Source organism: Streptomyces achromogenes, from assembly GCF_030816715.1.
Lineage (GTDB): Bacteria > Actinomycetota > Actinomycetes > Streptomycetales > Streptomycetaceae > Streptomyces > Streptomyces achromogenes_A.
Map to the genome: position 1 here is coordinate 4,408,885 of NZ_JAUSYH010000001.1, position 18,803 is coordinate 4,427,687.

An 18,803-nucleotide genomic window follows, 5' to 3' on the forward strand; every position below is an offset into this window, starting at 1 on the left:
CAGGCGATCAGGGGCGCGGGGAACTGCGCGACCAGCCCCCACCGGCCGCGGGAACCCACTCAGTCCCAGTGACAACGTCTCGCGGAGGATGCACGGATCGAACGTGCGCGGGGGGTCACCCCGACCACGGCTTAGCAAGCCGGTGCCTTGCCTCTCGGCCAATCCTCCGGGTGGGCGGCCCACGCGAGAGCGACATCGCGTGCTCGAAGCGGCCGCCCCGGGCAGTTCCCGTATGCGGTGCGGTTCGTCGGAGGGGTAACTACTCCGGAACCCGCCGCGGGCTGCCCTGAAGGGAGTTCGACGCACTGCCGTGCATGGACATCGCCGAACTCCTCTCCCGGTCTGGTGACGCCGGATCCCCTCCGGCCGTCCGCGCCGCACGCCTTGCGCCCGGCGCGTACAACCACTGTGCCCGGGAGGCGAGTCGGACGCCACCGAATAAAACAGTCGTGCGAAAAGCGGGTCGGACCCGGCCCTACCGGCGGCGCCACCTGCGCCGGCGCGCCTTGCTGAAGAACCAGCCGGCGGGTGGCTCGTCCGACCGCCAGGGCTGCGGCTCCGGCTCCTCGGCGCGCCACCGTGCGGCGAGCATCCGGGCCCGGGCGGACGGCTCGGAGGTCCCGGCGGCCCGTACGAAGTCCTCGTCCAGGACGAGGTCGTCCCAGACCTCGCCCTCCCCGGACCGTCCACGGCCGTCGTCCGCCGCTATGTCGTCCGCCATTCCGTCCTCCTCGCCGTGTCCTGCCGTGTCCTGCCGTGTCATGTCGAGCCGAGCTGGGCCGGGCGGTGTTCGCTCGGCCCAGTGTGCGCAGACGCCGGTGAAGCCACCGTCAGGAACGACCGCGGCACCCCCGGCAGGGGCCGCTCACTCCTCCCCCGCGAGCGTCAGCGTCCGCAGCTTCTGGCCGGCGTACCAGGTGGCCAGCACGGTCACCGCGACCAGCAGCACCGTGGCCGTGGTCAGTCCGACGTCCGAGGTGACCAGGTCCCCGCCGGCCACCTTGTGGGCGACGGCCAGCGACCACTGCTGGACGCTGAGCGTGCGGGCTCCCGGCACCAGGGAGCCGAACAGGGCCTCCCAGACGAGGGCGTAGACCAGACCGAAGACCACCGCGTGCCGGGACACCGTGCCCAGCAGCAGGAACAGGGCGGCGTAGGCGATGGAGGAGACCAGCGCGGCCACCGTGTAGGCCACCGCGATCTGCTGGCCGTTGCCGTTGAGGATGAACCCGGCGATCAGCGTGGGCAGGGCCGAGAAGACCATCGTGACGGCGATCGCCACGATCAGCTTGGTGAAGATGATCGTGGGCCGCTTCAGCGGCTTGGACAGCAGATAGACCACGGAACCGTCGTCGATCTCCGGGCCGATCGCGCCCGTGCCCGCGATGACGCCGATGATCGGGACCATCGTGGCGAGCGCGAGCCCGCCGAGCAGGTCCGACGCCGTCTGGTCGTCGGCTCCGGCCAGGCCGCGCACGACCACGGAGATCGCGATGAGCAGCAGGGGCAGGGCGCCCAGGATGAGGGCCCGGCGCTTGCCGAGCAGAGCCCGGTATGTGAGCCGGGCGACTGTGGGGTCGTACATCTCCAAGGCCTCCTACGCCGCGACCAGGTACGAGAACACGGACTCGAGGGACTCGTCGGACGGCGAGACCGTGAGGAGCCGGATGCCGTGGTCCCTGGCGACCTTCGGCAGCAGCGTGGTGAAGCGGCCGAAGTCGACGGCCTGGACGCGCAACGCGCCCTCCGCCAGGTCGACCTCGATGCCGGAGGTCGACGGGTCCGCGATCAGCGCGGCCGCGAGGGCGCGGTCGTCGCTGGAGCGCACCAGGTAGCGGTGCGGCCGGTCGGTCATCAGGCGGCGGATCTTGCGGAAGTCGCCGCTGGCCGCGTGCCGGCCCGCGACGACCACCTCGATGTGCCAGGCGAGTTGCTCGACCTCTTCGAGGATGTGCGACGAGAACAGCACGGTGCGGCCTTCGTCGCCCATGCGCCGCAGCAGGTCCATCAGCTGCATGCGCTGGCGCGGGTCCATGCCGTTGAACGGCTCGTCGAGGAGCAGCAGCGACGGGTCGTGGACGAGGGCGCTCGCCATCTTCACGCGCTGGCGCATGCCCTTGGAGTACGTGGCGATCTTGCGGTCCTGCGCGTACTCCATCTCGACCGTGGCCAGCGCCTTCTGGGCCGCCTTGGCCCCCAGGCCGTGCAGCTCGGCGTTGGCGACCACGAACTCGCGGCCGGTGAGGAAGTCGTACATCGCCTCGCGCTCGGGGACGACGCCGATGTGCCGGTAGATGTCCTCGTTGCGCCAGACGGGCTGTCCGTCGAGGGTGACCGTGCCGGTGGAGGGCGCCAGGAAGCCGCCCATCATGTTGATGAGGGTGGACTTGCCGGCGCCGTTGGGTCCGAGCAGGCCGGTGACGCCGGGGCCGATGGTCATGGTGACGTCGTTGACGGCGACCACGTTGCCGAACCAGCGGGAGACGTGGTCGATGCTGAGCGTGGTCACAGGCCCACCTTCCGGTAGCGGCGGATCAGGAGGCCGTAGCTCGCGGCGATCAGGCCGAGGAGGACGAGGACGTAGACCACGCCCTCTCCGTTCGTGGGACCGACCCCGCCCGGGAAGGCGGAGGTGGCGCCGAGGAACGCCGACTGCACGCCGTCGATCAGCGTGACCGGCGAGAAGAGGCCGATCCAGGCGATGGAGCCGGTGCTGTTCTGGGCCTCGGCGATGGCCTGGAGTGTGGAGACGGCGCCGTAGGAGATGGTCAGGACGGCGATGACGGCGGCGATGCCGAAGCCGCGTCGCGGGGTCGCCGAGGCGATGACCAGGCCGATGCCGGCGAAGAGCAGGGAGAGCAGTGCCACGGAGACGAGTCCCTGACCGAATCCCTCGGTCTGGTCGGCGAAGTCGAGCTTGGCCAGCAGCGCGCCGACGTACAGCACGAGCAGCGGGGCCGCGGTGAGGACGAACAGTGCCGAGGCCAGTGCGGCGAACTTGGCGCGCACGTAGTCCGCGGTCTCGATGGGCCGCGAGAAGTACAGCGGCACGGTCTTGAAGCGCAGGTCGCGGGAGACGGACTGGGGCGCCTGCGAGGCGACGTACAGGCTGATGACGGCCTGCATGATGATCGCGTACCGCGTGTAGTCGACCGGCAGTTCCTTGGCTTTGGTGGCGACGGCCACGGCGACCATGATGGCCGCGGGCACGCAGATCACCACGAACAGCAGCATCGGCAGCACCTTGGACTTCACCGAGCGGCCGAGGCCGTAGGCGCCGCGCAGGGACTGCGAGTACAGGGAGCGGCGGGCATAGGCGCGGCCGAGGCGGGGGCCGTCGTAGCTGCGGTAGCCGATGTTGTGGATACGGGTCTGGTCGCCCGAGGGGGCGGTGACCGAGTGCTCAGCTGCCATGGCCGACGGCCTCCTTCCGCTGCTGGTCGCTGCTCGCGTCGCTGTCCTTGAAGACCTCGGAGATGTGGTGCCTGCGCTGTTCCATGCGCACCAGGCCGAGTCCGAGATCGGCGACCGTGTCGCGGACGACGTCGTAGGTCTCCTCGCCCTGCGCGGTCAGCAGCAGGATGTGACCGGCGCCCGGCAGGCCGCTGCCGGCCTCGGCGACCTCCACCCCGCGCGCGTGGAGCGCTTCGCGGACCGCGCGGGTGCCGTCCGGGTGGTCGTCGGTGTCGGTGACCTCGATGGCGAGGGTGGTGGTGGTCTGGGTGAAGTCGGTGGTGGAGCTGGAGCGCAGGAGTTTGCCGCCGTCCACGACGACGACGTGGTCGCAGGTGCGCTCGAGTTCGCCCAGCAGGTGGGAGGTGACGAGGACCGAGATGCCGAAGTCGGTGTGGATGCGGCGGATCAGGCCCAGCATCTCGTCGCGGCCGACCGGGTCGAGGCCGTTGGTCGGTTCGTCGAGGAAGACCAGCTGCGGGTCGTGGACGAGGGCCTGCGCCAGTTTCACGCGCTGCTTCATCCCGGTCGAGTAGCCGCCGATGGGGCGGTAGCGCTCCTCGTACAGACCGACGTGGCGCAGGGTGTCCGCGGTGCGCTCGCGCGCGGCGGTGGGCGGCAGGCCGGACATGCGCGCCATGTGCACGACGAACTCGGTGGCCGAGACGTCGGGCGGCAGGCAGTCGTGCTCCGGCATGTAGCCGACCCGCTCGCGGATGTCGGCGCCCTTGGTCGCGACGTCGAGGCCGAGCACCTCGGCGCGGCCCTCCGTGGCGGGCGACAGACCCAGCAGGATCTTGATCAGTGTGGACTTGCCGGCTCCGTTGGCTCCGACGAGCCCGGTCACACCGGGCCCGACGTCCACGGAGAGCCGGTCAAGAGCGGTCACCCGGGGGAACCGCTTGCTCAGGCTTTCGGTCGCGATCACAGTCACGTCCACAAAATTAGTGACGCACGCCACGAATTTCGTCAGACTTCAGAGCCGTCTTCGCCTCAGACCTCAGATGTACGGGCCCGTAGGGGATCCCATGCCTGAGAGCTACGGAACGTGTTCGTCGCAGCGCGCCCGCCCTGTTGACGACTTCTCTAACAAGTGCCAGATTCAGCCTGGTCGGGATACGGGCGCGTACTGCGGTCGGCGTCGGCCGGGGCGGAGGAGAAGTGACGATGCTGGAGGGCGCGCGCGAGCGCCGGGTGCGAACCGGCGGGATCGAGCTGTGCGTCGTCGAACTGGGCGATCCGCGGCTGCCGACGGTCGTGCTGGTGCACGGCTACCCGGACAGCAAGGAGGTGTGGTCCGAGGTCGCGTCCCGGCTGGCCGGCCGCTTCCACGTGGTGCTGTACGACGTCCGGGGCCACGGGCGGTCCGAGGCGCCCAAGCCGCTGCGGGGCGGGTTCACCCTGGAGAAGCTGACCGACGACTTCCTGGCGGTCGCGGACGCGGTCAGCCCGGACGGGCCGGTGCACCTGGTGGGGCACGACTGGGGTTCGGTGCAGGCCTGGGAGTTCGCGACCGTCCGGCGCACCGAGGGCCGTATCGCGTCCTTCACCTCCCTGTCCGGGCCGTCCCTCGACCACTTCGGCCACTGGATCGCCGCGCGCGTGAACCGGCCGACCCCGCGCCGGGTCGGCCAACTCCTCGGTCAGGGGGCCAAGTCCTGGTACGTGTACCTGCTGCACACCCCCGCGCTGCCCGAACTCGCCTGGCGCGGGCCGCTCGGCAAGCGCTGGCCGGGCATCCTGCGTCGGATGGAGAAGGTTCCCGCCGACGACTATCCGACGCCGTCGCTGCCGTCGGACGCGGCCAACGGCGCCTGGCTCTACCGGGACAACGTCAGGAACCGGCTGCGCCGTCCGCGCGCCGACGCGCACGCGCATGTGCCCGTGCAGCTCATCACGCCCCTCGGCGACCGGTTCCTGTCGGAGCGGCTGTACGACGAACTCGAGGACTGGGTCCCCCGGTTGACGCGGCGCACCCTGCCGGCCGGGCACTGGATCCCGCGCACCCGCCCCGACCGACTCGCGTCCTGGATCGACGACTTCGTGATGTCGGTCGACACCGAGCGGCCCGCAAGCGTTGCGGGAGGCGGACCCGGGACCGGACACGACGAGGGCGGCGGGGTCGGCGCGACCGCCGGGGCTCTCGAGGCGGTCGGAAGGCGCCGGAGGAACGGCGGCACACCTAGGGGCAGGCGTGCCGCCGAACGGTATGCCGAGCGATTCGCCGGGCAGTTGGTGCTCGTCACCGGCGCCGGCAGCGGCATAGGACGGGCCACGGCGCTCGCGTTCGCCGAGGCGGGCGCACGCGTCATCGCCGTCGACCGGGATGCGGACAGCGCGGCCCGCACCGCCGAGCTGTCCCGCCGGGTCGGCGCACCGGATGCCTGGGCGGAGGCGGTTGACGTCTCCGACGAGCAGGCGATGGAGAAGCTCGCCGTGAAGGTGCACACCGACCACGGAGTGCTGGACGTGCTGGTGAACAACGCCGGCATCGGCCTGTCGGGCTCCTTCTTCGACACGACGTCCGACGACTGGCGCCGGGTGCTGGACGTCAACCTGTGGGGTGTCATTCATGGTTGCCGTCTTCTCGGCCGGCCGATGGCCGAGCGCGGGCAGGGCGGCCACATCGTCAACATCGCGTCGGCGGCGGCTTTCCAGCCCTCCAGGGCACTGCCGGCCTACAGCACCTCCAAGGCCGCGGTGCTGATGCTGAGCGAGTGCCTGCGTGCCGAACTGGCGGGCCGGGGCATCGGGGTGACGGCGATCTGCCCCGGTCTGGTGAACACCGGCATCACGTCGACGGCGTCCTTCGTGGGAGTGGACGCTGCGGAGGAACGGCGTCGGCAGAAGCGTGCCGCGCGCCTGTACGGAATGCGCAACTATCCGCCGGAGAAGGTCGCGCAGGCGATCCTGCGCGCGGTCGTGCACGACGAGGCGATGGTCGCGGTCACTCCGGAGGCGAGGACCGCGCACGCCTTGTCCCGCTTCTTCCCCAGGGTGTTGAGGGCGCTGGCGCGGGTGGGCCCGCCCCGGTGACAAGGTTGCCCGTCCGAACAGGATGCGTTCACAGGTGCGGTGGTCGGTGCGTCCCCAAGTGAGGGGGCGTCACCGCCTGGTTGGGGAAGTCCGGTGTGAGGGAGTCCAGTTGTCCACAGAAACGTCAAATAGCCTGTGGATAACCACAGTTGGTTGTGGATCAAACCTCGACGTCAAAACAGAATGCGTGATGCGCGTCTCTCCCGCCATGCTGACCGGATGAACGAAAAGGACGGACCTGACAACGGCAGGGACGACAGACGCACCGTGAAGGTGTCGAAGTACCTCTCGAAGCACCTGCGTCACCAGCCCGAGCGCATCGGTCTCACTCTCGACGAGGCCGGCTGGGTCGAGATCGACGAGCTCATCTCGGCGTGCTCCGCCCACGGCTTCCGCTTCACCCGTGAAGAGCTGGACCACGTCGTCGCGGCCAACGACAAGAAGCGCTTCGCGATCGACGGCACCCGGATCCGCGCCAGCCAGGGCCACAGCGTCGAGGTCGACCTCGGGCTGGAGCCGGCCGTGCCGCCGTCGTACCTCTACCACGGCACCGTGGCCCGCTCACTGGACGCCATCCGGGCCGAGGGGCTGCGGCCTATGAACCGGCACGACGTGCACCTCTCGGCCGACCGGGAGACCGCGACCAGGGTCGGCGCCCGCCGGGGCCGCCCCGTGGTGCTCTCGGTCGACGCGGGCGCCATGCACCAGGACGGTCATGTCTTCCATCTCAGTGCCAACGGCGTGTGGCTGACGAAGGCCGTGCCCCCGCAGTACCTGCGGTTTCCCGAGCGCCACTGAAGCGCGTTCCGGCCGCCGCGCCGGACGGTACTTGACATGATTACTGGTATGGACCACTTGCCCACCACCGAAGCGGCTGTCACCGTCCTGCGTGCCCTGGCCGCCGAGTATGCGCTGGAGATCGAGGTCACCCATGACATCGGCGCCGACCAGACCTCCCGCCGCAGCGCCGCCGGCGTGGGCGTCACCGCCGACCCCGACGGCTCGCTGCCGCACGAGGCCTACGTGGAGCTGGGCGGCCGGCCGAACGTGAGCGTACGGCTCTACCCCGACGACGACGCCCTGATCACCGTCGACGGCGTCGAGTGCCCCGACGTCGGCCGTGACGACGTCCCGGCCTTCCTCCGCGCCCTCTACGACGGCCACGCCTGGGTGAAGACCCGGCGCTTTCCCCCTGCCCACTTCCTGATGGTGCCGCTGCCGCAGGACCGGGTGCACAAGGAGTTCATCCTGGTCGGGCTCAGCCCGTGGCTCGGCGGGCACGCACGCTGACGGTTTCACGTGAAACCGGCGCGGATGGTTTCACGTGAAACCGGGCGTGCGTCAGTGGTCGGCCAGACGCCAGCCCTGGAGGCCCGGCCGGGACAGGATGTCGGCGGCCATCCGAGTGGCTTCGGACGGGGTGGTTCCGGGCGGGGCCGTGATCCGGAGACGGGCGAGGTCGCCCTGGAACTCGCCGACCTCGGCATGCCAGCCCTCCGGGAGGAGAGCCACGAAACGGATCACTGCGGTCTCTGGTGGCGCCCCGGACGGACCGGTGATCGACACCTGATGGGAGAAGCTCATGGACGGCTCCGCATGACGAAGTGAGAAGGAGGGTGGTGGGGCAGGCTGCCGTCCCCCACCCCCGGGGTCCGTGCGCCGACCGTGATCCGGGGTCGGCCACCTGGGTACGGCCGGCCCCGGACGAGGAGTCGCATCAGCGGTCAGTCGGACGACCCGCCCTTGGCGAGCCGGCCGACCAGCACGAGGATGCCGACGGCGAGCGCCGCGCCGACGCCGTAACGGACGCCGTCGGAGGTGTCACTGCTGATCAGCACCACCTCGACGCAGGCGAGCACGGCCAGGAGCGCGGCGAGGGTGGCACGGGAACGGGAGGCGGTCATCGGGGTTCCTTCCGGATGAGGTGGATGGGGGTCTCGCTGTACGGGCGGGTCTGAGCAGGTGATGCGGGTATGCAGGTCATGCGGTGCCACCGGCGGATGCCACGGATGACGCGGTGGTGACGCGGTGGCGTGGGTGGCGCCGGGCGGTCAGTCCGTCAGCTTCATGGCCTGGCGGAACGAGAGCTTGCGGTCGGTCTGCAGGAGCGCCCGGCGGTATACCCGGCTGCTCGCCCCCACGATGAGCACCGCGGCGGCGATCGACAGGCCGAGCGCGGCGGCCGGCTCCCACCAGGCGGTCTCTCCCGCCAAGACGCGGGCCGGCATGGTGACGGTCGAGGTCAGCGGGATGAAGGAGAGGATCTCGCGCACATTGCCGGACACCGTCACGCCGACGATGAACACGAGCGCGGTGATCGCGTTCACCGGCGTCGTGGTGGACTGGATGTCCTCGCTGCGGGTCGCGAGCGCTCCGGCGGCGGCGAACAGGCAGGCCAGGACGGCGATGCCCACGACGTAGAAGACGAGGAACCAGCCCAGTCCCGAGCTGATGTCGGCGAGGAAGTCCTGCTCGCCCGTGGCCACCAGGCCGCCGATGCCGACCAGGCAGAACAGCGCCATCTGGGCGAGCGCCAGCAGCGTGGAACCGACGATCTTGCCGACGAGCAGCGACCGCAGCGGCACGGAACTGGCGATGAGCTCGACGATGCGGTTCTGCTTCTCCTCCACGACGCTGGTCGCCAGCGCGGCGCCGAGCAGGACCGCGGCCAGGTAGAAGAGGAAGCCGAAGAAGTACGTCGTCATCTGGACCGCGCCCTCGGGCGTCTTGTCGGCCGACAGCAGGACGTGCTTGACCTCCGCCCCCTGGCTGAGGGCCGTCAGGCTGGTTCCGGCGGCCCGCGCGTTCTCGGCGAGGGCGTTCGACTGCACGGCGGCGCCGATCCAGGTGGCGGCGATGTCGTTCTGACCGGTGTCGCCCAGCAGGACCCAGCGGCCGCCTTCGAGCAGGAGCCCGGCCTCGGCGTCGCCGGACCGCACGGCCTCGCGGACCAGATCGGCGGACGACTCCTGCCGGACCGTGATCTCGACGTCCTGGTCCGCCCGGACGGCCAGCTGCTCGGCCTGGCCGGCGATCCGGCCGGCCTGCTGGTCGGCCACCGCGACGGTGATCTTGCCCATCGAGTCGGCCAGGTAGAGCTGCAGTCCGATCGCGCCCACGATCAGGGCGAGAGTGACCAGCGTCGACAGCAGGAAGCCGCGGTTGGTGAGCTTCACCGAGATCTCGCGGGCGGCGACGATCCGCCAGGCGGACGCGGTGGCCGTACGGGGCGGGGTACCGGAGGCCGCGGGCGTGCCCTGCGGATCGGGCGCCGTCTCGGACCGGTGTGCGGGGTTCGAGGTCACGGTGCTCATGCGGAGGTCATCTCCCGGTAGACGTCGGCGATGCTGGGAACGACAGGGGTGAAGGCGTGGACGGGTCCGCGTCGCAGAGCCTCCGTCAGGAGCGCGCCGGGATCGGCGTCGGCGGCGAGCTCGACACTCGCTCCGTCGGGCAGTTCCTCGACGTCGGTCACGCCGGGGACGTCGCCCGCCCAGCCGGCCGGCGCACCGGTGACCAGGCGGTACCGGAGCCTGTCGCGGTGCCGGAGCTCGTCCGCGGTGCCCTTGCCGACGACGTGACCGGTGGCCATGATCACCAGGTCGTCGCAGAGCCGCTCGACCAGGTCGAGCTGGTGGGAGGAGAACAGCACGGGGATGCCCGCGGCGGCGTACTCGCGCAGCAGCTCGGCCATCGTGTCGACGGCGTGCGGGTCGAGCCCGGAGAAGGGCTCGTCGAGGACGAGCAGCTTGGGGGAGCCGAGCAGGGCGGCCGCGATCTGCACACGCTGCTGGTTACCCAGGGACAGTGACTCAAGCCGGGCCTGGCTCTTCTCCGCGAGACCGAGACGGTCGAGCAGTTCGAGGATGTGGCTGCGGGCGTCGGCGGCGCTCTGGCCCCGGAGCCGGGCCAGATAGACGAGCTGGCTGAGGACCGTCTGCTTCGGGTAGAGGCCCCGCTCCTCCGGCATGTAGCCGAAGTCCCTGCGGTCGGCGGCCGTGACGGGGACGCCGTCCCAGCGGATCTCGCCGCCGTTCGCGGCCAGTACGCCCATGATCATGCGCATGGTGGTGGTCTTGCCCGCGCCGTTCCCGCCGACGAACCCGGTCAACCGGCCTCTGGACACCCGGAAGGAGACCCGGTCGACGGCACGGTGATCGCCGAAGTCTCGTACGAGTTCTTCCAGTTCCAACATCTGTGTCTTCTCTCAGCTCGGTTGATCGGTTGCTCTGGTGGGGGGAATCGAGCGGTGGCGGACCACCGTCGGGTCAGGGCAGCGGGTGCGGCGCCGCTTCGCGCGGGTCGTCCAGGCCCGCGGCGCAGCCGGTGCGCTCGGGCGCCGACGCCAGGCGGGGCAGGTGCCAGCTCCACCGGTGCGTCTCGTCCATCCGCAGGCTCTGGTAGCCGGGCGCCAGCACCTTGACGACGTGCCAGCCCATGGCGGCGACGGCCGACGGGAGACGCGGCGTGAGGTCCACGGCGAGGAGACCCGCGCCGTCGGCGGTGAGGGCCCGCCGGATCTCCTCCGCCCCGAGGTCCCGCGCCGGCGACGGAGCCGGCAGCGGGTCCGGCTCCCGGAAGCCGGCGACCCAGTCGCGCACGCTGTCGTAGGCGGGGCGGGTCAGCATGTGGCTGAGCCGGTCGTGCTCGGTCACGATCGGGGCGACGCGCCCGGTCTCGCCCTGGCCGCGCAGCGCCCGCAGCGCGGCCCGTACCTGCCACGCTTCCTGGAACGCCTTGGCGGCGGCCTCGGCCGGCCTGGTCGACGCCTTCATGCCGACGGCGGCCAGCGCGCCCGGACCCTCCGGATCGATCAGGAAGCCGGTCATGCACCAGAGGCCGGGCACGGCGGTGGGAATGCGGGCGAGCACGGGGTCCAGTCCCTCCGCGCGCGCCCGCCGCCACATCGCCGACAGCCCGGTGTCGGCGGGCGACGGGACATACGTCGGCAGGCGCAGCAGGCGGCCCCAGGCGACGGTGAGGGCGTCCCGCTCCGTCACCTCGATCATCGCCGCGGCGAGAGCGGTCTCGTGGCTCGCGCCGGCCGCCGCCCCGGACGGGCTCGGGTCGAACAGGTCGGCCCGGCGCGCGGGCCAGTCGACGAGGTCCGCAGGGACCAGGACGGGCACGCCGGTGTCCAGGTCGCGGGCCTCGTACCAGGACAGGGCGGCCGTCTCGGCGTCCGGGTGCGACAGGGCGTGGTCCGGGTGGTGCGCGTACAGCGTCGTGGCGGCCAGGCCGGCGGCGGCGCCGAAGCGGGCGGGGTGGGCGGCCGAGGGGTGCAGGGCGCGCCGCTCGACGGCCTCACCGGCTCCGCGCAGCAGCGCGTCGACCCGGGACGCGCCGCTGGCTCCGGCGAACCGGGCGGACAGCGGGAGGTCGCAGACGTCGGTGCCCGGCCCGGCGGTGTCGGGGGCGGTGGCGGTGCCGGCCGAAGCGGGGCCGCCCGCGCGAGCGGCCCCGGCGTCCGCGGCACCCCCCGCGCCCGCGGAGCCCGCGGCGGCGGGGGAGCCGACGATGCCCTCGAACCCCTCCACCGGGTGGAGTTCGACCGCGCTGCTCCACAGCGGATCGCCGTCGTGCGGCGGTGTGACCGCGTACCGCAGGGCGATGCCCGAATCCGGGTCGAGGGTGGCCGGGATGTCGATCACCGTCGCACCCCGGCGGCCGAGGGGGCGAGGAAGGACAGGGCCGGGGCGCCGTCCCGCAGCGCGGCGAGGGCCAGCAGGACCCCGGCCGAACCGGTGCCCAGGTCGGTGGAGAGGCGGTAGCCGTAGTTGCCGAGGAAGTCGATGCGGCCGGGCTCGGCGGCTATCGCCTCCCAGCCGAGGGCGTCCAGGTGGAAGCGCAGGACGTCCCGCTCGATCTCGCTGCCGCCGTCCTCGAGGGCGAGCAGCTCACCGCTACGGCCGTGCAGGAGGCCGCACGAGGTGGCGAACCCGCCGCGCCGCAAGGTCCGCAGCCGGTCCACGGCGGCACGTATCCGTGCGTCCTCGGGGGTGTGCCGCAGTGCGGCGCGCAGGGTGATCAGGATGCCCGCGGAGCCTTCGAGTCCGGCGCTGAGGAAACGGTCGTCGAAGTCGTCGCCCCCGAGGCGTTCCAGTTCGGCGTGGAGTTCGGCAAGGGCCCGCTCCAACAGGTCGGTGCGGCCGGTGTGTTCGTACAGGCGCAGCAGAAGGAGAGCGCGGCCGCAGCGACCGTGCAGCAGTCCCACGCGCTGGGGCGCCGGCGTGTCGGGCAGCCGGTCGGCGAGTTCGAGCGCCTGGCGCAGACGCCGGTCGTCGCCGCGCCGGCCGGCCAGGTGCAGCGCGGTCAGGCCTAGGCCGGAGAGACCGGTCGCCAGGGTGGACCCCACGTTGGCGTCGCAACCGGCGAAGGCGCGGTCCAGGACCGCGTCCGCGGCGTCGGGATGGCCGAGCTCCTCCAGGGTGTACGCGACGCCGGCGAGGCCGGTCAGGAAGCCCGGGCCGTCGCCGGTGACCCGCTCGGCCTGGTCGAGGAACCACCGGACGTGTTCGGCGGGCGCCTCGGCGCCGGCGCGGTGCAGCGCCCAGAGCACGCCCGCCGCCCCGTACGCGAAGGTCACGCCCCCGTCGTCGACCATGAACTGCGAGACGTCGCCCGGGTAGAGGCGGTCGGTCCGCTCGGGGGTGGCCGCCTCGACGATGGAGCCGGCGATGTCCGCGATCAGGCCCCCGGTGTCCTCGCCGGCGGCGGGCCAGCGCACGCCGTACTCCGTCCGCGCGCCCAGGACGTCGTCACCGAGGCCGCGCTCGAGCTGCCGGACGAAGGACTCGGGGAGGGGGAAGTCGCGGGCGGCCACGTCGATCAGGGTGCGGATCTTCTCGGTGCCCCACGGCACGACGTGCGGCATGGGGACGAACATGGTCAGCCGGAGCACGTCGAGCGCGAACAGGTCGACGTCGGGGCCCCGGAGGTGGTCGGGGGCCCGGAATCCGAGCGAGCCCATGGCCTGCGCGCGCATCTCCTCGGCGGGGGTGGCGGTCTCCATGTCGATGAAGGCGACGGTGTCGTCGGGGCGGACGAGGACGTTGCCCGGGTGCAGGTCGCCGAAGACGACCCCGCGCTCGTGCATGGCGGCCACACCCTCGGCGACCTGCTCGAGGATGTGCAGCGTCCAGGCCGTGTACTCCGCCCGCGCCCGCGCCGTGTTGTCGGTGGTGCCGTAGGGGTGGCGCAGGCGGACGAGCTCCGTGAGCGGGGTGCCGTCCACGTAGTCGCGGGCCAGGAAGAGGTGTTCGTTGCCCTTGCGCACGTCCCTCAGGGTGGGCACGGACGGGAGACCGGAGAGCCGGGAGAGCGCCCAGTGCTCGCGCTCGAGGCGGGTGACGGCGTCGTCGCCGGCCGCGTCGAGACCGGCGAGCGGGCGGGCCTCCTTGAGCAGGACCTCGGTTCCGTCGCGCTTGTCGACGGCGCGGTAGACGCCGCCTCCGTTGGAGAAGTGGAGGGCCTTGTAGACGCGGAAGGGGAAGTCGGTGAGGGTGCCGCGGCGCCGCTCGTCGGCCGCCTCCTGCAGGAAGGAGGGGAGGGTGACCCATGCCGGGGGACGGAAGCCGGGGCGCCGCTCGTCGGGGACGAGTTCGCCGTCCGGCGCGGTGATCGCGGGTGCCAGGGTGCCATCCTTGAGGCGGGTGGTCTTCAGCACGAAGCCACCGTAACGCACGTACAACGGCCCCTGCTTCCAACGGAGATCGCTCAGCACGGACGGTGCGGGCGTCCCCCCCACGAGGGCGTCGAGGTCGTCCAGGGCGGTGCGCAGAGCCGCCTCGTCGACGGGGTAGACGGTGATGAACTTCCCGCTCGCGGTGCGGTCCCCGTACTTGCTGCCGCGCCGGCCGAGCGTCTCCAGGTCGGAGATGTACTTGAACATCAGCCCGTGCTCGACGCAGTACGGGACGACGGCGTCGAGGAGTTCGGCGGCGTTGCCGGGGGAGGCCGCGACGTGGATCTTCCAGCCCTGGTCGGGGATCCGGGAGTCCGGCGGGACGCAGACCGTCCACTCCCGTCCTCGGGTGGCGGTCCAGCCCTCGGGCAGGGTCCGGCCCTCGTGGAAGTCCGCGCCGGTGGATTCGGCGGCGGGGGCGTCGTAGAAGAGCGAGTCCGCGCGGCAGAAGTTGATGAACCGGGTGTCGAGCACGGTGTCTCCAGAGTCAGAAGGGCAGGAACGGGAGCACGTAGGTGCGGTGGAGGGACTTCCACAGGGGCACGTCGCCCAGCTCGACCTCTGCGGTGCCGGTGGCCGGCGTCGGGGTGCGGTCGAGGTCCAGGGAGAAGGCCGTCGAGTCCATGCCCACGGCGCTTCCGAGGTCGACGGGGAAGTAGGTGGAGACCGGGACCTCGGTCCGCGCGGCCGGAGCGGATCCCACCCGGGCGGTCGCGACGTCGTCCTGGAGCACCAGGCCGTTCGTCTTCAGCGTCACGCGCTGCCCGGCGTGGATCAGTTCGGCCGAGGAGCCCTGCGGCAGGACGAGCCGGGTGCCGGAGGCGTCGGTGACGTAGGCGGCGGCCACCGTCTGCTGGACGGGCAGGAACAGCGCGGCGCAGCCGGCGGCGGCGAGCGTGGCGCAGACGGCCCGGGCCCGGACCCGGCGGACTCCGGCGGCCTTGACCTCGGCGGACAGCCGCAGGGCGCCGCGGACCAGCATCCACACGATGTACGAGAGGCCGGAGGCGGCCAGGAGGAGTCCGACCCAGCCGACCCGCTGGAGGGTGTCGAGCCAGGTCTGCAGGGCGGTGCTCAGGAAGTACACGGGGAAGGCGAGGCAGGCGAAGCCGTACACGACGGTCCACCGGGTGGGCAGTTCGCGCTGGTACGTGCCGCCGAACAGGAAGCGGGCGAGGGCGCGGCGGGCGTCGGACATGGCGCGGTCGCGCAGGTAGGGGACGTCCACGTGGCTCATCAGGGCGATGTAGCCGTCGAGTTTGATGAACGGCGTCAGGTTGAGCAGGGCCGTTCCGTAGCTGGTGACGGCGAAGAACAGCAGGCAGGTCTTGGCGGTGCCGTCCGCGAGGGGCCAGGCGGCGAGGGCCGAGGCGGCCGCCAGGGACGTCTGGACCGCGGGCCCGGCGAGGGCGGTGTGCACCCGCTGCCGGCGGTCGGGGAGCCGCCAGGCGTCCGAGACGTCGCAGAAGAACGCCGGCATCAGGTAGAAGAGCATGACGCCGATGCGCGAGGGCCGGCCCCCGTAGCGGATGAGGACGGCGGCGTGACCCAGCTCGTGGAGTGAGACGCCGAGCAGCAGCGCGACGAGCACTCCGGTGAACGAGACCGCGGAGAGCGGGCTGTTCAGGGTGACCGCGACCGCGTCCCGCTGGGCGATCAGGGCGCCGGCGCCGAGCAGGACGCAGAGCATCCCGGCCGCGACCACCCCCCGGGAGAAGAGGCGGGCGAACACGGGGCGCAGGGCCTGCATCGTGCGTCCCGGCCGCAGCAGCGTGAGCTGGAGCGTCATCGGGGGGACGATCTGGAAGCGGGGGGCGACGGCGGGCGCCGGGGTCTCGCCGTCGTCGAGCAGCCTGAGGGAGTCGAGCCGCGAGATCGCGCTGCCCACCCGCTCGGTGCTCCAGGCGCCGCCCAGCCGGGCGGCGAGGGTCTCGTGGTCGCGCTCCCCGTCCAGCTCCTGGACGAGATCCGCGACGTGTTCGGTGATCCGTACGTAGCGGGCGCCGTGCTGGAGAACCCAGTCGCCCTGTCCGTCGGCGGGCGAGTGGACCTCGGCGCTCGGGGCGAGGCGGGGGCGCCTCGTGTGGGCCGGGACGGTGGGAGGCGGGGGGCTCGTGACAGCGCTCACTGGCGTTTCCTTTGCGGGACGGCGGCGGGGAGTGGGAGAGCGCGCGGCACCCTTTCGGTGGTCCGGCCGGCCGCAGCCGGCCGGACCACCGCAGATCCTCGGTCTCACCCGGGTCGGGTTCCGAGGTGCGGAGGGAATCCGGTCACTCCGTCTCCCACCGCGTCAGCGCGCTCGCCGGTGTCGCTCTCAGGTGAGGGTGATCGAGGTGGCGACGGAGGCGCTGATGGCCGTGCCGATGGAGACGCCGGTCCAGAAGCCGGGGGCCTCGAGGGTCTCGAGCTCCTGCATCTCCAGCTCGACGAGCTCGGCGTTCTCGATGGCGCCCAGGTTCTCAGCCATGGTGGTGTCCTCTCCGAGGTGTTCTACGGGTTGATGTGGGTGGTGCGGGTGATGCGGTGGAGCAGGTGATGCGGTGGAGCAGGTGATGCGGTGGAGCAGGTGGTGCCGGTGGAGCAGGTGGTGCCGGTGGTGCGGCTCAGGTGAGGGTGACGGAGACGCCGACGGAGACGCCGACGGAGAAGGCGGTGCTGATGGTGCCCCAGCCCGGAGCCTCCAGCGCCTCCAGCTCCTGCATCTCCAGCTCGACCAGGTCGGCCTTGTCGAAGTTCTCGACGGTGCCCGGGTTCTCGTTCATGTCGGTTGCCTCTCTCGGTGGTTCGACGGGTGTCGGGTGGGTGGTGCGGTGCGGTGTGGAACTGTGCGGTGTGGTGCGGAACGGATCAGGTCAGCGTGATCGAGACACCGACCGAGACACCGGCGGAGAAGACGGCGCTGATGGTGCCCCAGCCCGGGGCCTCCAGCGCCTCCAGCTCCTGCATCTCCAGCTCGACCAGGTCGGCGTTGTCGAAGCTCTCGACGGTGCCCGGGTTCTCGCTCATGTCAGTTGCCTCTCTCGGCTGTTGCGGCGGACGTGCTGCGTTGCGTGCTGACCCGGGGTTCCGGGGTTCCCCCGGCTGCCACGCGGCCTACGGGACCGTGCGGCAGCCGTCGGGGGGCGTCCGGCCGTACGCGGGGCACGGCACGGTGGATCGGACGGCCGGAGCCGGCTCGATCAGGTGAGGCTCCAGGCGACGGAGACGATCGAGATGCCGACGCTGACGCCGACGCTGGTGGCCCAGCCCGGAGCCTGCACGGCCTCGAGCTCCTGCATCTCCAGCTCGGTGCCGAGCTCCTGCAGCTCCTGCTCGACCAGCGTGTGCTTCGCCATGACGTTCTCCTCGTGTTCGGTGCGCCCCGGTTTCTCCGGGGTGCTGTCCGGTGGGGTGGTGCGGGTGGTGCTGTGCTCCTCCCGGTCGGCGCTCAGGCCGCCGGGAGGGGTTCGGGGGAGCCGGCCGGGAAGGCGGTCGGCTCGGTGGCCTCGGCGAGGAGCGCGACGACGTCGTCGGCGCTCAACCCGGCGAGGGTGGGAAGTCCGGCGCCCCAGGCGCGCACGCTGCGCAGGGCGACGTGGTGGCGCAGGTGCGGGGCGAGGTGCACGGTGCGGTCGATCCGCCAGCGGCGCATCAGCTGCTCGAGGCCGTCGTCGGGCCGTGGCGCGAGCCACGGGGCCCGCTGCCCCAGGCGCTCCCACAGCCGGTGGACGCGGTCGGCGCTGCCGAAGCGGGTGTCCCCCCGCAGGGCCTGCCGCCACACGATCGGCCACAGGGCGGCGACCGCGCGCATCTTGGCCAGACCCAGCGTGGTGGAGAGCTCGTTGGCGAGGGCCCAGCACTTCACCGCGTACGGGCTGCGGCCGACGTTGATGGCTCCGCGCTGGCTCTCGGCGCTGAGCCGGGCGACCCGCAGCCGCTCCGGTGCGGGGGCCGGCAGGCCGGCGGCGAGACGCCGGGCCAGTGCGTCGCCGGCCGTCAGCAGTTCGCCCGCCAACTCCTCGACAGCGGCGTCCTGTTCCGGAAGGTCGAGGGTGTCGCTGCTGTACGGGATGACGGTCCTGAAGATCGCTTCGAGGACGCCGTCCAGGACGAGCGGCCCCGGGAGGGTCTCGGTGGCCTCGGGCACCCGGAGCGCGGCACGGGGGCGCAGGCACTCCCCCATCGCGATGCGTTTGCCGTCCTCGTGCGGGAAGCAGGCCACGGGTCCCGCCTCGCTGCCGGTGCCCAGGGTGGTGGGGACCGCGAGGACCTCGGCGTGCTCTCCCTCGGTGAGCGGGAGCGCCACGAGGCCGCTGCGCTGCGCGGAGGTCAGGTAGCGCAGGAGTCCGGGGCGACGGCCGACGGCGGCCGAGAGCTTCGCGAAGTCGAGGGTGCTGCCCCCGCCGACGCCGACGACCAGCTCACCGGGAGAGAACCGGGAGGCGCGCGCCTCCACGGCCCGCATCCCTCCGTCCGCCGGCGTGACCGCCACGGTGGGCGTGAACCCGGCGCGGACGATCTCGGCGGTGACGTTCCGGGTGACGGCGTGGTCGGCCACGGCCGGGTCGGCCAGCACGGTCACGCCGGTGGGGCGAAGTTCCCGCAGCAGTGGGGGAATCCGGTCGTAGGCATCGAGAGAGACGGGCATGGG

General features: G+C 72.0%; 20 protein-coding genes and 1 tRNA gene. 3 read left to right on the forward strand and 18 right to left on the reverse strand.

The window, feature by feature from the left end:
* Positions 1-82: 82 nt before the first annotated feature.
* The 6 genes from QF032_RS19765 to QF032_RS19790 form a co-directional block, all read right to left on the reverse strand.
* A tRNA-Ser gene (locus QF032_RS19765) sits at positions 83-168 on the reverse strand.
* A 307-nt stretch (positions 169-475) separates the two neighbouring features.
* Positions 476-721: an SGM_3592 family protein gene (locus QF032_RS19770; protein ID WP_306950403.1), complete on the reverse strand. Its 246-nt coding sequence runs from the start codon at positions 719-721 to the stop codon at positions 476-478.
* 144 nt (positions 722-865) lie between these two features.
* Positions 866-1,585: an ABC transporter permease subunit gene (locus QF032_RS19775; RefSeq protein ID WP_057576489.1), complete on the reverse strand. Its 720-nt coding sequence runs from the start codon at positions 1,583-1,585 to the stop codon at positions 866-868.
* A 12-nt stretch (positions 1,586-1,597) separates the two neighbouring features.
* A complete protein-coding gene (locus QF032_RS19780) occupies positions 1,598-2,509 on the reverse strand; it encodes an ABC transporter ATP-binding protein (RefSeq protein ID WP_057576491.1) in 912 nt (303 codons plus the stop codon).
* On the reverse strand, positions 2,506-3,414 hold the full coding sequence (locus QF032_RS19785) for an ABC transporter permease (protein ID WP_306950405.1): 909 nt from the start codon (positions 3,412-3,414) through the stop codon (positions 2,506-2,508). Before QF032_RS19785 ends, QF032_RS19780 begins: the two co-directional genes overlap by 4 nt.
* Positions 3,404-4,381, reverse strand: a complete 978-nt coding sequence (locus tag QF032_RS19790; RefSeq protein ID WP_306956011.1) for an ABC transporter ATP-binding protein — start codon at positions 4,379-4,381, stop codon at positions 3,404-3,406. The genes QF032_RS19785 and QF032_RS19790 overlap by 11 nt, the downstream gene beginning before the upstream one ends.
* 239 nt (positions 4,382-4,620) lie before the next feature.
* Between QF032_RS19790 and QF032_RS19795 the strand changes: the two genes are divergently transcribed.
* The 3 genes from QF032_RS19795 to QF032_RS19805 all read left to right on the forward strand — a co-directional run bounded on the left by QF032_RS19795 (position 4,621) and on the right by QF032_RS19805 (position 7,779).
* The gene (locus QF032_RS19795) at positions 4,621-6,489 is read left to right on the forward strand and encodes an SDR family oxidoreductase (protein ID WP_307060312.1); all 1,869 of its coding nucleotides are present in this window, start codon (positions 4,621-4,623) and stop codon (positions 6,487-6,489) included.
* A 219-nt stretch (positions 6,490-6,708) separates the two neighbouring features.
* Positions 6,709-7,287 (forward strand): RNA 2'-phosphotransferase, encoded by a 579-nt coding sequence (locus tag QF032_RS19800; RefSeq protein ID WP_307056866.1) that lies wholly within the window; start codon positions 6,709-6,711, stop codon positions 7,285-7,287.
* 48 nt (positions 7,288-7,335) lie between these two features.
* Complete coding sequence (locus QF032_RS19805) at positions 7,336-7,779, forward strand: hypothetical protein (protein ID WP_307056868.1); 444 nt, start codon at positions 7,336-7,338, stop codon at positions 7,777-7,779.
* 51 nt (positions 7,780-7,830) lie between these two features.
* Here the strand turns inward: QF032_RS19805 and QF032_RS19810 are convergent, their stop codons facing one another.
* The 12 genes from QF032_RS19810 to mpaC all read right to left on the reverse strand — a co-directional run bounded on the left by QF032_RS19810 (position 7,831) and on the right by mpaC (position 18,800).
* Positions 7,831-8,073 (reverse strand): hypothetical protein, encoded by a 243-nt coding sequence (locus QF032_RS19810; protein ID WP_307044409.1) that lies wholly within the window; start codon positions 8,071-8,073, stop codon positions 7,831-7,833.
* Positions 8,074-8,213: 140 nt separating this feature from the next.
* Entirely contained in the window at positions 8,214-8,393 is a 180-nt protein-coding gene (locus QF032_RS19815) for a hypothetical protein (RefSeq protein WP_306950408.1), read from the reverse strand.
* A gap of 147 nt (positions 8,394-8,540) precedes the next feature.
* On the reverse strand, positions 8,541-9,803 hold the full coding sequence (locus tag QF032_RS19820) for an ABC transporter permease (RefSeq protein WP_306950409.1): 1,263 nt from the start codon (positions 9,801-9,803) through the stop codon (positions 8,541-8,543).
* Positions 9,800-10,684, reverse strand: a complete 885-nt coding sequence (locus QF032_RS19825; protein WP_307044414.1) for an ABC transporter ATP-binding protein — start codon at positions 10,682-10,684, stop codon at positions 9,800-9,802. The genes QF032_RS19820 and QF032_RS19825 overlap by 4 nt, the downstream gene beginning before the upstream one ends.
* A 73-nt stretch (positions 10,685-10,757) precedes the next feature.
* On the reverse strand, positions 10,758-12,140 hold the full coding sequence (locus QF032_RS19830) for a YcaO-like family protein (RefSeq protein ID WP_307056870.1): 1,383 nt from the start codon (positions 12,138-12,140) through the stop codon (positions 10,758-10,760).
* A complete protein-coding gene (lanKC, locus tag QF032_RS19835) occupies positions 12,137-14,647 on the reverse strand; it encodes a class III lanthionine synthetase LanKC (protein WP_307056872.1) in 2,511 nt (836 codons plus the stop codon). The genes QF032_RS19830 and lanKC overlap by 4 nt, the downstream gene beginning before the upstream one ends.
* Positions 14,648-14,660: 13 nt before the next feature.
* A complete protein-coding gene (gene mpaP / locus QF032_RS19840; protein ID WP_307056874.1) occupies positions 14,661-16,301 on the reverse strand; it encodes a daptide biosynthesis intramembrane metalloprotease in 1,641 nt (546 codons plus the stop codon).
* A gap of 186 nt (positions 16,302-16,487) precedes the next feature.
* Positions 16,488-16,640, reverse strand: coding sequence for a daptide-type RiPP (locus QF032_RS19845; protein ID WP_173985607.1), 153 nt, complete (start codon positions 16,638-16,640; stop codon positions 16,488-16,490).
* A 136-nt stretch (positions 16,641-16,776) separates the two neighbouring features.
* Entirely contained in the window at positions 16,777-16,935 is a 159-nt protein-coding gene (locus QF032_RS19850; RefSeq protein WP_306950414.1) for a daptide-type RiPP, read from the reverse strand.
* 85 nt (positions 16,936-17,020) lie between these two features.
* The gene (locus QF032_RS19855) at positions 17,021-17,179 is read right to left on the reverse strand and encodes a daptide-type RiPP (RefSeq protein WP_266722724.1); all 159 of its coding nucleotides are present in this window, start codon (positions 17,177-17,179) and stop codon (positions 17,021-17,023) included.
* Between the two features lie 173 nt (positions 17,180-17,352).
* The gene (locus QF032_RS19860; protein ID WP_173985610.1) at positions 17,353-17,508 is read right to left on the reverse strand and encodes a daptide-type RiPP; all 156 of its coding nucleotides are present in this window, start codon (positions 17,506-17,508) and stop codon (positions 17,353-17,355) included.
* 92 nt (positions 17,509-17,600) lie between these two features.
* On the reverse strand, positions 17,601-18,800 hold the full coding sequence (gene mpaC, locus QF032_RS19865; RefSeq protein ID WP_307044423.1) for a daptide-type RiPP biosynthesis dehydogenase: 1,200 nt from the start codon (positions 18,798-18,800) through the stop codon (positions 17,601-17,603).
* Positions 18,801-18,803: the final 3 nt, after the last annotated feature.

What these genes read in the sequence shown, in the direction of transcription:
- QF032_RS19815 (WP_306950408.1), bottom strand. Translation starts at nt 8,393, where the DNA reads ATGACCGCCTCCCGTTCCCGTGCCACCCTCGCCGCGCTCCTGGCCGTG.
- QF032_RS19775 (WP_057576489.1), bottom strand. Translation starts at nt 1,585, where the DNA reads ATGTACGACCCCACAGTCGCCCGGCTCACATACCGGGCTCTGCTCGGC.
- QF032_RS19850 (WP_306950414.1), bottom strand. Translation starts at nt 16,935, where the DNA reads ATGAACGAGAACCCGGGCACCGTCGAGAACTTCGACAAGGCCGACCTG.
- QF032_RS19795 (WP_307060312.1), top strand. Translation starts at nt 4,621, where the DNA reads ATGCTGGAGGGCGCGCGCGAGCGCCGGGTGCGAACCGGCGGGATCGAG.
- QF032_RS19820 (WP_306950409.1), bottom strand. Translation starts at nt 9,803, where the DNA reads ATGAGCACCGTGACCTCGAACCCCGCACACCGGTCCGAGACGGCGCCC.
- QF032_RS19825 (WP_307044414.1), bottom strand. Translation starts at nt 10,684, where the DNA reads ATGTTGGAACTGGAAGAACTCGTACGAGACTTCGGCGATCACCGTGCC.
- QF032_RS19845 (WP_173985607.1), bottom strand. Translation starts at nt 16,640, where the DNA reads ATGGCTGAGAACCTGGGCGCCATCGAGAACGCCGAGCTCGTCGAGCTG.
- QF032_RS19855 (WP_266722724.1), bottom strand. Translation starts at nt 17,179, where the DNA reads ATGAGCGAGAACCCGGGCACCGTCGAGAGCTTCGACAACGCCGACCTG.
- QF032_RS19810 (WP_307044409.1), bottom strand. Translation starts at nt 8,073, where the DNA reads ATGAGCTTCTCCCATCAGGTGTCGATCACCGGTCCGTCCGGGGCGCCA.
- mpaC (WP_307044423.1), bottom strand. Translation starts at nt 18,800, where the DNA reads ATGCCCGTCTCTCTCGATGCCTACGACCGGATTCCCCCACTGCTGCGG.
- QF032_RS19805 (WP_307056868.1), top strand. Translation starts at nt 7,336, where the DNA reads ATGGACCACTTGCCCACCACCGAAGCGGCTGTCACCGTCCTGCGTGCC.
- QF032_RS19860 (WP_173985610.1), bottom strand. Translation starts at nt 17,508, where the DNA reads ATGGCGAAGCACACGCTGGTCGAGCAGGAGCTGCAGGAGCTCGGCACC.
- QF032_RS19785 (WP_306950405.1), bottom strand. Translation starts at nt 3,414, where the DNA reads ATGGCAGCTGAGCACTCGGTCACCGCCCCCTCGGGCGACCAGACCCGT.
- QF032_RS19770 (WP_306950403.1), bottom strand. Translation starts at nt 721, where the DNA reads ATGGCGGACGACATAGCGGCGGACGACGGCCGTGGACGGTCCGGGGAG.
- QF032_RS19800 (WP_307056866.1), top strand. Translation starts at nt 6,709, where the DNA reads ATGAACGAAAAGGACGGACCTGACAACGGCAGGGACGACAGACGCACC.